The sequence below is a fragment of the Aquimarina aquimarini genome (assembly GCF_900299535.1).
GTDB lineage: Bacteria > Bacteroidota > Bacteroidia > Flavobacteriales > Flavobacteriaceae > Aquimarina > Aquimarina aquimarini.
In genome coordinates this window covers 20,197-34,095 of record NZ_OMKE01000057.1, presented here as the reverse complement: position 1 = coordinate 34,095, position 13,899 = coordinate 20,197, and the positions used below count along the sequence as shown (strand labels likewise).

General features: G+C 29.7%; 6 protein-coding genes. 4 read left to right on the top strand and 2 right to left on the bottom strand.

Going from position 1 to position 13,899, the window contains the following annotated elements:
• Nucleotides 1–45: 45 nt before the first annotated feature.
• Complete coding sequence (locus DG508_RS19320; RefSeq protein WP_108869797.1) at nt 46–852, top strand: helix-turn-helix domain-containing protein; 807 nt, start codon at nt 46–48, stop codon at nt 850–852.
• Between the two features lie 77 nt (nt 853–929).
• The gene (locus DG508_RS19315) at nt 930–2,522 is read left to right on the top strand and encodes a S41 family peptidase (protein WP_108869795.1); all 1,593 of its coding nucleotides are present in this window, start codon (nt 930–932) and stop codon (nt 2,520–2,522) included.
• Between the two features lie 274 nt (nt 2,523–2,796).
• Here DG508_RS19315 and DG508_RS19310 read toward each other — a convergent pair whose 3' ends face one another.
• Both DG508_RS19310 and DG508_RS21400 read right to left on the bottom strand, forming a co-directional pair.
• Nucleotides 2,797–4,014, bottom strand: a complete 1,218-nt coding sequence (locus DG508_RS19310; protein ID WP_108869793.1) for a lanthionine synthetase C family protein — start codon at nt 4,012–4,014, stop codon at nt 2,797–2,799.
• A gap of 74 nt (nt 4,015–4,088) precedes the next feature.
• The gene (locus tag DG508_RS21400; protein ID WP_255412595.1) at nt 4,089–4,223 is read right to left on the bottom strand and encodes a hypothetical protein; all 135 of its coding nucleotides are present in this window, start codon (nt 4,221–4,223) and stop codon (nt 4,089–4,091) included.
• 751 nt (nt 4,224–4,974) lie between these two features.
• Here DG508_RS21400 and DG508_RS19300 point away from each other — a divergent pair.
• The gene (locus tag DG508_RS19300; protein ID WP_108869789.1) at nt 4,975–7,536 is read left to right on the top strand and encodes a TonB-dependent receptor; all 2,562 of its coding nucleotides are present in this window, start codon (nt 4,975–4,977) and stop codon (nt 7,534–7,536) included.
• A 3-nt stretch (nt 7,537–7,539) separates the two neighbouring features.
• Nucleotides 7,540–13,839: a fibronectin type III domain-containing protein gene (locus tag DG508_RS19295; RefSeq protein ID WP_108869787.1), complete on the top strand. Its 6,300-nt coding sequence runs from the start codon at nt 7,540–7,542 to the stop codon at nt 13,837–13,839.
• Nucleotides 13,840–13,899: the final 60 nt, after the last annotated feature.

Sequence of the window (13,899 nt, the reverse complement as noted above, 5' to 3'; positions counted from 1 at the left end):
GTAACTATATAAAAGCATAGAGGGTAGATAGGAAAACGAGAATAAATGAAAACTAAAATTATATATCCTAGGCATCCTGTTCTAAAAGAGTTTATTCAGTATTTCTTATTTATAGAAAAAGAAGATTTTAAAGAAGTTTCGCAAATTTGCTATCCTAATACAAATCATTGTTTAAGTTTAATGCAAGACAGTTATCTTTTTAAACAAAATGATTTTAATTATAGTGTTTTGCCGTCTAATACAAATAGCAGTTACCTCACAGGAATTTATAAAAATCCAATAAATATATCTGCAAATTTTCCATATAAAGAATTGTGTATTAACTTTAACCCTCTTGGATTAGAAGCAATTTTAAATGAGAAACTTTCTTCATTTATTTTTAAAAATAACGTGTTAAACTATTACGAAGAAGCAAATTGGTCTCATCTTTTTGAAATTGTTTTTAGTAAGAATTCTCTTCAAAGTATACATTGTGAAATTGAAGCTTTTTTTATTTCAAACATAAAAGAGAACTTTATGAGTTATCAAAATTTTGACCTTAATAAAATAGAAAGCTCTGTTAATGTTAATGAGGTAAGCGAGTTAATTAATAAAAGCTATCGTTCTACACATCGTTTTTTTAAAAGTGAGCTAGGACTTACTCCTAAAGAATTTTTGATCATAAAAAAAGTAAGAGAAGGGATGCAATCTATATTTGATAATAAAAGTATTACAGAAATCGCTTATGATCTAGATTTTACAGATCAATCTCATTTTATCAAAACATTTAAAAAATATACCAATCTTAGTCCTTTACAATTTAGAAAAAGTGTATTGAAAGTCGATAATACACTTATCTGGAATATAGAGTAAAAACGAACTTGGCAGATTTTTACAATTTTCAAGAATTTACATTTATTTTCTTTACAGTTCTTTTAAAAAAGAATAAAATGAAAATATCAGTATTTATAACAATTGCCTTTTTGATTATAGGATGTGCAAAATCTAAAAAACAAGATTCATCTCATAAAATAAAAGGAACTCCACAGCTTACCTACCTACAAATGTTGGAAGACCACGATTCATTGGTTTCTTATATTAATCAAGTAAGTCCAATAATCTATTTTAATAAAGAGGTAAGAGGTATTGATTTTAATCAATATGCAGATAAATTAAGGTTAAATATTAATTCAGAAACAACGATGCCTGAATATCTAAATGTTATTCAGAAAACAGTTAACGCTGCTCAAGATGGACATACGAATATTTTATGGCCTGGATTGTCAAGTATTGTAAAAAATCATTGGATACCAGATGGTATAGATGTAGTAGGTAATGATAGTACAGCTTTTGGATTCGTAGATAAGTATAATGATTATCTTAAAAAAGAATTTTATACACAGTTGGAGTTAGAGTTAATATACTCTTCTGGGGAATATTATAATCTATTACCATTCTCGTATAAAGGGAGAAATTATCCTTCTTCGATGAAGTTAATTAGTTGTAATAATCAAAATATACATCAATTTGTAAAAGGAATGGTAACACTAGTTTCTCCGATGAGATGGGATAAGGATAATAGAAGAGAATATTTTGAGAGATTTTATCAATCCTCATTTATATATAAGCAAGATTCATTGCATCTGATGTTTTTAGATAATAAAAACAAAGAACATAGACTAAGTATCGCAAAAAAAGATACGGTAACTTTCTTAAAAGATAAAAAATTAAATTTTGGTTATAATGAAGGTTCAGATTCAATTAGAACTCATTACTTTAAAAAAGAACGTATTTTTTATGCAAAACTGCCCTTTATGGAAGAACAATTGGGGGATTCATTAAGTAATAAATTAAAATCAATTATTTCTAACAGTCAAGTGGAGGCTGTTGTTCTGGATATCAGAGGAAATGGAGGAGGAAATGATAATACGTATAGCAATTTTTTGAAAAAAATTATAAAAGATACTCTACAAGTAGATTTAAAATTAGGAAGAAACTATAGCTCTATTAATCGTGAATTTTATAAAATAAACAAAGACACTATAGTAAATAATCCTTCATATAGTTTTGAGGTAGATAATGTTGCAACACTGCAAAATCCAAAAATGTATTATATAGTGATGCCTAAATATAACTTTGTCATTCCAGATTCAATATCTTATCCTTTTAATGGAAATATATACATATTACAAGATCGTTTTATTTATTCTTCTTCAAGTAACCTCTCTAATTTAGCAAAGAAAAACGAACAATTAATTAGTGTTGGAGAGAACCCTAACTTGCTAGGAGGGCTTCAAACAGTACCAATCATTCTTTGTCTTCCACACAGTAAGGTATTGTTAAGGATAGAACCGCAAATTGATTTTACAGATGCAAAAACAAAAGCAGATATTTTTCAGAATAATGTAGAGTATTTAGTTAACTACTCTATTGATTTTTTATATGAGCGAACAATCACATTTGAAGATGTATTTGGTAAAGATTTCTTAATAAGTAAAGATCCAATATTTAAAGAAGTGATTAGACTAGAGCGTCTAAAGTAAGAAATATAGTGTGTTGTATTCTTATTAATATCAAGCTGTTTAAGGTCTTGTGAGTTTAGTTTTGTTTAAAATGAGATAATTAAAAAAGAAGAAAACCTTTTAGTTGACCTTTAACCAGAATATATATTGAAGTTCTTTGTTATAGACCCTTCTCTTTTTTAAAGAGAGGGGTTATCTAGTAATATATTAGCTTAAAAAAACGGGCAAAAAAGAATGAGAATTAAGTTAATTAGAGATATAAGAGGCAAAAATGGAGTCCTTTTTTTTTGATTAGTTATATAAATAAACATTCATCCCATTCAATTTTGTGATTTGTTATATCAGAAATTATACTTAGTCCGATTCCTGATAAACCTTCTAATAAACTATAGGGGTTAGACCAATTTCTATCACCAAGGTGAATTGAGTAATAAATATTTTGGTCCTCATCATATTTGACCATATCGTCGCTAACTTCTTTCCAATGTATAGAAGCTTCTTTAAAGTAATTGATCTTTGTTTTTTTAAATAATTTCCCATAGATGTGAAACAAACCATACGTCCCATGGCAAATACCAGCATCTAAAACAGAGTTTTGTTTCAAATCTCTTCTCTTTGAAGAATGGATTAATATGCTAATAGCTTCTTTTTTGAGTAGTACATCTTTGGTTACATCGGCTGCTTTTAATAACGAAAGCCCAATCCCGATATCCCCATAGCACCATCCTAAACGGCTTATATGTTCTTCTTTTTTTAGAGACAGATATTGATAAGTAGGAAATAAAGAGATCATATTTTTGGATATGTTTTTGGTTGATAGCATGTAGCGATTAATTCCCTTTATCAAAGGTCTAATTTTTTCTTTACAAAGTCCCTCTTCATATACAAGGCACAAAAAATACAATATACTAGGGACACCATGGGCTAACCCTAAATCAATATTGATTTCATTTTTTACATCAGATTCTTGGGGAGATTGCCACATAATACCATGTGTATTTTCAATCTTTGATGTATGTAAATAAGCAATCAATTCTTCTAGTATTTTTAGGTATTTATTTTTTAGATTAGGATTTTCTATGGTTTTATATCTTTTTAGAAAGAACATACCATAACCGATAGCTCCGTACAAAAAATCATAATTTCTATTTTTAATACTAAAATCCATGGCCTCATAGATATAATCTTCTATTTGACAAAAGATAGCATCATTATCAATCTCTATGATAGAATTTTCTTGTAAAAACTGTAATGCCCAAAAGAAACCCGCAATGCCATTACCATAACTAGGGTCATTATATCCATCATTAATTTTTTCTAAACCTTCTGTAATTAAGGATTTAGCCTTTTCAAATTCTTTCTCACATTCTAAGACTCTAGATAGTAGAAAACGAAAAATCATAATTCCAGAAATTCCAGATACCAGCCCTAGATTATTTTCTTTATTAGCATTTTTATCAATGGTATTTTTTATTTCTTTTAGAATAGATAAGTTTACTTCTGTAGCGTTCATTTTATTATTTAATTAAAAAAAACAGCAAGAGAATACCCTTGCTGTTTTTAGTATTTTCTTAATGATTTGTATGTTTAGCAGCCTCCACCAACAGAGTACCACTGACCACTACAACAAGTTCTAACTCGAGTAAATCTTGTATTAATGCTTGTTCCTCCTTCTTCAGCCATTTTACCCCCTTTTACATTCTGTAAAGAGCTAATGGTCATTTTCTTAATATTTAATTTACCGAGACTAACTTTTTTGTCTTTCATGATTAAAAATTTAAATGATTTATTTCTATTTTCTTTTTAGACTCATAGAAATGTAAAGTCGACTTTTTGCAAAAAATATTTTGATTACTTTATAAGTAGTAGATAAACTCGTTTAGATCACTTTAAAACTGGTGGTAAACTTAATCTTTGATCGTAGCTTTGTTTTGTAAATGTATTATAGCTATAAATTATGTTTTAGTGTAAAACAGATAGCGATACAATACGTAATTAGTAAGTTTTCAATATTTAATCATCGTCTAATAACTTTTACAACATTTTTTGATCGTAGTAAAGGTAAAGGTTAAAGTTTTTTAGAAACAAAGAGAGTAACCAAGGATTTATAAATCTTGATATATACATTTATAAATTTTAACCACTTTTTTTAAGAAACTAAGCAGGGATAAATATCTTTTTTGGGCTTTTTAAAAATAGAATACAGTGTTTTTTAATACCAAAAAGACTAGGCTACTAGATAAATATATAAAAAAAAGAATGTTGTTTAGATTTTAAGTATTTAAAAATCAGTTATTTATAAATTTGTTTTATTTGTTTTTATAAATACCCCTGAAAACAGTGTATTTTTCTTACGCTATTTAAAATACTTTTGACACAGACCTAAATCTGAATCAAATTAATATTTGATAATCAGTTTTACATCGTTAACACTCGGGAGGTATTTTTGTTAATGTAGTCGGTCGAAGAATATATGATAGCATATTTTTTGTTTTTGAAAAACTATTTCAGAAATGATATTTGTAATAAGGGAATATGGGAAAAAAACAACCAGCGAACCCTTAAAGCACTTTCTTTCATTTTTTTGATAAGTATCTCAACTACCACATTTTGTCAGGATTTAGGTCTAATAGGAAAATCTAAATTATTTAAACTAACAGGAGGAGTGGCAGCCAATTCAATTTTTTATAGTGGAGACTCAAATAGAGAAGCATTCAGTTACTTTCTAACTGGAAATGTTAACCTTACTATAAGTGGTGTATATAATATCCCTGTCACTTTTTCTTACTCTAATCAAAAATTTAAAAGTAGTAACCCTTTTTCTTTTAATAGATTGAGTATACATCCATCTTATAAATGGATAACTACACATATAGGAGATGTGAGTATGACATTTTCTCCATACACCTTGAGTGGTCATCAATTTACAGGGCTAGGGGTAGATCTTACTCCAGAGGGACCCTTTAAAATTAGTGCCATGTATGGTCGATTGCTTAAAGAATCAGAATATAATCCAAACGAGCCTCAATCTCAACCAGCATATAAAAGAATGGGATATGGTGTAAAAACATCATATGATTTTAAAAAGTTTTTTATTGGAGCAATTTTTTTTAAAGCCTCTGATGATAAAAATTCTATTCAAAACCCTTTGCCTATAGAATTAGAAGTACAACCAAAAGACAATGTGGTTGTAAGTGTAGAGGGAAAAGTAAAACTTTTTGATAAAGGAGAAATTCGAGCTGAGGTTGCTTCATCTGTAATAACCGAAGATATAAATGCTGGAGGTAAAACTGAAAATTCCTTTTTATCAACCTTAGTAAAGAGTAATTCCTCTACTCAAAACTATAAAGCATATAATATCAACTTTTCTTATCCAGTAGGCCATGGTTCAGTTGGAGTTGGATACGAATATATAGACCCAGAATATAGAACACTAGGAGCTTACTTTTTTAATAATGATCTTGAAAATATAACTCTTAATGCTACTCAGAATCTATTCGAAAATAAAGTTAGCATTGCTTTTAATGCGGGTTTACAGAGAGATGATTTAGAGAACAAAAAAAGCACCCAGTTGCAAAGAGTAGTGAGTGCTGTAAATGTAAATTATAATGCCTCTGAAAAATTGAGTATAACAGGAGGATATTCTAATTTTCAATCCTATACTAATATTAAGAATCAGTTTGATTATATCAACGAGGTTTCTCAAACAGAGAATTTGGATACTTTAGACTTTCAACAAATTTCACAAAACGCTAATCTTACTGCCAATTATATCTTAAAAGATACAGAAACTCAAAAGCGTAACCTAGGCGTTGGATTATCTTTTCAAAATGCAGTAAATAAACAAAATGGACGAGTTTTAGAAAATGGAGATTCTAATTTCTATAATGGTAATGCTTCATATACTTTAGGATATCCGTTGATTGATTTAAATGTCTCTGCTATGGTTAACGTAAGTTATAATACTATAGGTGTAGACAATAGCCTGACATATGGCCCAATGGTATCTGTAAACAAAAAATATTTTGATAAAAAATTAAGAGCTACAGGATCAATTAGCTACAATCAAAGTAGAAATAATGGAGAAAAACAAGGAGAGGTTGTCAATTTGAGACTTGGTAGTACCTATACCTATCTTAAAAAACATAATTTTAATCTTAATGTATTAACTCAATTCAGAAAAGCTACCACATCAAATACTGATTTTACGGTTACTTTTGGTTATAACTATAGCTTTGACAAGTTTAAGCCTAGATTAAAATTTTCTAAAAGACAACGAAAAGAAAAGAAAGAGAAACCCAAAAGAGGCAAAAGATCTAGAAGAAGTAATGAAATCTTACAGTTTAGATATAGAGATTCCTTATACCAGGGTACTATGGATGAGATAGATGTACAATTGGTAACTCTTCAAAACCACCCTCAATTTGATTATATCCCTGAATACAAAAAACAAGAAATTACCTTATTACGTTTGGAAGTTGCAGACGAAAGAAAAGCAAAAATGTACAAACCAAAAGCGATTGTTTTTCTTAAAGAATTATATAGTTATATAGATTTTCTTGCAGGATATAATCAGTTGGTTTTTAATATGCTTACTGAATTAAGGAAAGATATGTTGCGACTTGATTATACTTTTGAAAAAGCCTTTGTAAGAGCAAAAATAGCCGTTGATAATCATAGTTTACATAAAAAGACTCCAGAAGAACGTATAAAAGTTCATGAAGCATTGAAAAAGAAATATGCCCAATTAGAGCAAAACTCTGAGAATGCCTTAGCAAGATTAATAGGACACCGTTGGACTCTCCCAATCATACAGAGTTATAAAACTATAGATAAAGTGGAAAACCCAGACGAATTTCTTAAAGAAGTCATGGAACAAGAAAAAGACAACATTTTCCGTATGATGGATAATGAAGAAGGAGCGCAGAAAATAGAGTTATATATGATTACACAAATCATTGATTTCTACCTTAAGAAATCACTAAACTATACCAATCCAGATAAATTTGATTTGAAATATATTGAAAAACACTAATCTATGAAGAAATTTGTTCTTACACTGTTTATTATACTTTATGGTTATAGTCAAGCTATTGCGCAACGATTTCCAATTACGATTATTCCGCAAGTTAATTCGCCAGCTCCTGTAAACTTTTATAATTATGCAGATGCAACTACGATCAATAGCCCATTGCGAGTACAATTATTACTTAATGATTTAACCATTACTAATGAACAAATTAGGTTAAAGGTATATTTTAAAGGAAACGGTATTGCTTTTGAAAGCAAGGATGTAGTTGCAGGTGCCTCATCATTGTTTATAGATGGAGGTATTCCTATAATCTTAACAAATGTAGAATTAGCCCCATATTTTGAACTTCAAAATATACTAGGAATTAATTCTAATGTGTATAGTGAGACAATCCCAGAGGGGAGTTTTGACTTCTGTTTTGAGGTCTATGATTATTCTACAGGCAATCGCTTGTCTTCAAAAACTTGTGTATCCACATATATCTTTAAAAACGAACCTCCCATATTAAATCTACCTCTCAAAAGAAGTAATATAGAACCCTCAGAGATAGATAATATTGTTTTTCAATGGACACCTAGGCATATTAATGTCAGTAATGTAGAATATGAACTTAGTATTGTAGAGATATGGGATGATTTTGTAGACCCGCAAACTGCTTTTTTATCATTACCTCCTGTTTTTCAAACAACAACAAGAGCCACCTCATTTGTATACGGCCCTACACAACCGTTATTATTACCAGAAAAGCGTTATGCCTGGCGAGTAAAAGCGAAAGCATTGCAAGGAGCAGAAGAGATAGGCTTATTTAGAAATGAAGGAAATAGTGAGATATTTTGGTTTTCTAGAACATCCCCATGTAGTACTCCTTTTAATGTATATGCAGAACCAAAAGGAATATCAAAGATTAATGTTTTTTGGGATCAAGATCCATCTGTATATCAGGAATACACCATAGCATATCGAGAAGCAAATAAAACTGATGCCTATTGGTTTACAAAGAAAACCAATAGTAGTTGGGCAACCATATGGGATCTAAAACCAGGAACAACCTATGAGTATAAGGTAAAAGGTAAATGTAAATATCAATATGGTAAGTATTCTGATGTACAAGAAATAACTACTGCAACTGCGCAAGATGAAACAGCCAATTACAATTGTGGAATTGTACCCGATGCTATTGCAATAAGCAATAGAGAACCACATCCTGGTTTAGAGGTGGGAAGTCGAATTACTGCAGGAGATTTTGTAGTAACCATAGTAGAAATAGAAAGCCAATCCAACGGTATAACTACAGGAAGAGGGTATGTGGGAATTCCTTATTTAAAAAATGCTCGCTTTGGGGTAAAGTTTACTAATATTTTGGTCAATACAGATAATCAGTTGGCACAAGGAGAGATTATAACATTATATGATCCTGAATTTGGAGAAGGAGAAACAATGACCGTAGATTTTAATATTGATATCGTAGAAACTATTAAAGGAGATCAGGGGGAAACTACGCAATTTGAGGTTGGATTTGAAATAGAAGAGATTAGAATTGATCAAAATGGTGCAGTGGTTATGATGGGAACCAATGGAGAAGAAGCTACTGTTCCAGGAGGACGAGATATACAGGTGGTTGATTCTGATGGAAAAGTATGGAATGTTGATGAACAAGGAAATGTTAAAGAAGTAGGAGAAATTGCTCAAGAAGGTGCTTCAACAGGTGATAATACAGATGGGATAAAAGATGATGATATTCTTATGATCACAGCAACAGATGCACTCGTAACGTTTAAAAAATCTGGTTATTATTATTTTGATGAATTGCCTGAAGCAACAGAAAATTTCTTCGATAAAAAAACATTGTACCCTTCTATTCCTATAATAGGAGGAGGAACTTATACCCCTGCTTTTAAAGCTATTTCAAATAGTAATGGAGACGATATTGTAACAGCTCATGTAGATTTTAAAAACGATGCTATTACAACAGATGATATAGTATTTAAAACCAAAAATGGAGTATTAATTCCTGCAATATGGAGTGGAAATGTGGCTACATTAACCCTTACAAAAACATTTGATTATGCCACTACAAAAATACTGGCAACAGTAAAACCAAAAGCAGCAAACGAAAAACATTCTATAGCTGGAGTTCTTAATGTAGTTCATTTAGGGAGTAAAGAGTTTACTGATATTAACATCGTATTGATACCCGTAAATAATTCAATAATAAGTAGAAGCACAGAAAGAGAAATTAAGGAAATATATAACAAAGCAGGAGTTAACTTTAGTATTACCGTAGGAGAACGACTACAGCTTTCAGAAAATACATGGGATATAGAAGAACCATATAATGAGCTTAATGCGGGAGATAGTGGCGCAATGTCGCATTATAGTAAAGAAGAACTAGCTATTAATTCATATTTCAAAACATTAGGCTCCTATAGAAAAGATGCATACTATGTTTTTGTAACAGATCTTAAAGCAGTTAATTCTGATACCAAAGAAGAGATAGATGGATTTATGCCGCTGAAAAGGCAGTTTGGGTATATTTTTAAAAAATCTGAAGATGATGCCAAAACTATAGCTCACGAATTAGGACATGGAATTTTTGGATTAAACCACCCATTTAATAAATACGGTACCCCCAAAGGAAGCACAGATTTCTTAATGGATTATGGTCATGGCACTGCTGTTAGCCATATGGATTGGAAAAAAATATTTGCTTCTGGGTTTAAACTATATTGGTTTCAAGGGGATGAAGAAGGGCAAAGTGCAGGTGATACTAAAAAAGCTAAAAATGAAGAAGAAAAAATGTTAGCAGTGCTTAGACATAGTAAGATTAATTTTAAAGGAGGTAACGATACTTTGAAATGGAGGGAACTTACGGCAAGGGAAATTGGAAACGGAAATAATTATACTACAGCATATGGTTTGAGTAAGAAAGAGTATAAGTTGAAAATATCTGAAGGTAATGAGCTGAAATTTAAACTGGTCGATCAACCTAATAATTCAAGTAACAAAATAAAAATATCCAAAATAGATAATGAGTTTAAGATTGAAAAGAATGAAATAGTAGGCATTGGAGTTTATAATATTTATTATGAATTAACCTTACAGGGAGAAACAGAGGATGCTTTTGTTTTTAGATTTGATCATTATGATGACATAGAGAAATTTTACAATTATCTTCAAGATGATATTTCTTCCAATCTTTTTTCAAAATCCGAATTTTCAAAATCAATCATAACATATCTTGATAATGAGGTGTTTCCAAAAAAGGGAATACAAACATGTAATAATATAGACCTATATTTTTCAGAGATACCAGATGATCATATAATAAAAGAAATAGAAACTCCGAAATTATGGACGGCTTTAAAAACGTTATTGTCATGTTCAATAGACGAAAAATTGATAGATGAAGAAAAAGCAGTTCATACTATTATTGACGCTTTGGGTGAAATTGATAAGAATTATTTTCTTTCTACAATAATTGATGAGAAGATAGAAGATAAAACAATATTTCAACTTCTCTATGATAAATTAGATAGTAAAAACGAATCCAAGAAATTTATAGAAATAGTAGGAGAAATTGCCTCACAATTGGATACAGATTACAGCAAGTGGGAAGTAATTAATAAAATAATTAAGCAAACTTTTAATAACACTGTTGATTTCCATAAGTTCAAAGAGGATAAAGAAGCACAGAAAGCATTAAGCATTATTTTTTCATCGTTAAAATCTGAATATTCTAAAAGAAGTGATGTAGAGTCTATTTCAGGATTGTTTGCAGAAATGTTGATTTCAGACTGTAAACATTTAGAGGATTATGAAATTATATATAAAATCACCAAAGACAGGTATAGAAATAGAGAAGCATTCGCAACATTTACACAATCAGAAAAGATAAGCTTTTATAATGGTTTATCTCAGACTATAGGCGCTGCATCTTGGGTATTACCTCACAATTTTGAATTCACAAATAATTTCGATAAAAAATATTTTGCAAAGGATATATTCTCTTGGGCTAGTAAATTGAGTAGTACAACAGGACAATATGATAGAGATAACATAAAAAATACAGTGCTACTTAAAAAACCATATCAGGATTTTTTCAAGAAGTTTAGAGAAGAATATAAAATACATCTAGAAAAAGAAAAACAAACCAATAAAAGCTTTTGGAATAGTATAACAGTAGCCAATGTAGATGAGAGATATCAGGAAATTATAGATCATATCAACAAAAATGAAAATGCTAAATCGTTAAGAAGTTATGAAACTGCTAAAACTGCTAAAAAAATAGCAGTACTTAAAAAAATAATAACTAAGCCAGTAAAAGACAAACCTATATATAAGGATCTGCAAAATGATGCATTACTAAAGATAGCGCTTAGCTTTAGGTCTAACGACAGTAATGTAATTGAAGCCATAGAAGAAATTGGGTTTCATACTATTTACAAAGAATTATCTGGAGATCGGTTAAATAAGTTTTTAGCCTGGTTTGGAGAATATATTAATAATTCAGAAAAAATAAACCGTCTTAAAAAAGAAGATATAGAAGATATCTTAAAAGAGAAAGACTTATCGAATTCTAATCATAAATATGTAGTAAAATTAGAACAGAATATTTTTCAAGGTAAAAATGATGACATATTTGTTGCTAAGAATAACAAGAATTTTGTTAAGATTAATGGGAAAGAAATTGCATATAACCAAGAAGTTCTGGTGTATATCGTAGATGATTTCAACTTTTTAAATTTTAAATTCAAAAAAGGCCAAGTACTATCCATGCCAATTATTCATGCCTTGGCAATCAGCAACAATAATTCTAATATAGTAGCAAAAGAAAGTGCATGGTTGGTTACAGATGTAGTATCCTTTGCAATAGGAGTAGGAGCGGCAAAATATACTTTTACTATAGGAAATGGTTTGTCTAAGGCATTGTATACATCTAGCACGATAGGATCTGGAATAAGTATTATTACAACAGCACTTGATGAAAGTGCTATAGATGCCGAAACAAGATCAAAATTGGCTGTTTTAGGATTTTATCTATCTATTCCAGGGCATTTAAAAGATACTGCAGATTTATATGATGTCCTGATGAGTACTCGTAAAAAAGTTAATGATATTCCAGATTTAAGTCAAAATTCTAGAAATAAAATAAACAAGTATTTAGATGAACTAAGCACAAAAATAAAAGTAAAACCTGCTACAATAGTAGGAAAATTAAGAGCAAAAATTAGTAATGTTGAAGGAATAGAAGATTTTAAAAATTGGGTTAAAACAATACCAGAAGATTCCAAACTAGTAGAGAAATTATTAGATATGGACAACGTTGATATTGCTGCACTAGCCAAAGATTTTAATTTTAAATCAAGAAATACTCGTCCAGACTTTATTGGTAAACCAAATCTTCTTGATGCTTGGAAAGTGCTAAAAATATTTCCAACAAAAAGAGCAGAAATCATAAATTTAGAAGTACTTGCTAAAATTAGTAAACGATTTAAATACCAGAATAAATCTGGATTCGAGGGATTAACTAAGTTAATAAGTGAAGGAAGTGATGCAAATAAAAAAAATCTTGTTAAAGGATTTAAACTTGCAGATGAATTATTCCCTGAAAATTTATCTGAAAAGAAGTTCGTTATTACTGCGATAAAGAAAGGAGATGTTAAAGTTATTATACTTGAAGATGGGAAAAAAGAAAAGATAGCTCGTATTGTTAAAGGAAAGCTTACTGGAAATAAAAAATACCTTACAGAAGGAATAGTAAAAAGTGAATCTCCAACTGCAAATGTCAAAATTCTTCAAAATGGCGATGATATTGGTATAGAACTAAAAGATATCAAAAATGTAAACCTTACTGAAGGAGATCGCATTGATGAACTATGGATCAATAAGATCAGAAAAGGAGTAATTAATAAAATTGCAATTGTTGGTAGAGGGATTAAAGCTATAGATAAAAAAAAGGGAGAAGTAAATAAGGTTACTTCAAAATTTCAAATATTGGATACAGAGGAAGTGGAAACTTTTAATGAAACTTCACAATACCTAAAAACATTTACAATAGATGGTACATCATATACATGGAAAGAACTTGTTGATGATTATAAAAATAAAAAAGGCATTTATGCTACCAATGATGATGGGGAAATACAAACTAGTGAATTACCTAAAACATTATTATACAAAGCAAATCAACAATGGTGTGAAAGAATGATTAATGAAGGATATATGATACTGGGTATTGAGCCTATCTCGGGTGAAAATACTATAAATCCATTATATGATTTTCAGTTTGATCATTTTTTTAAGTAAACGTATTAAAATTTTGTAATAAAGATTAACCAAGTATTAGTTGTGTTGATTTGTAAAACC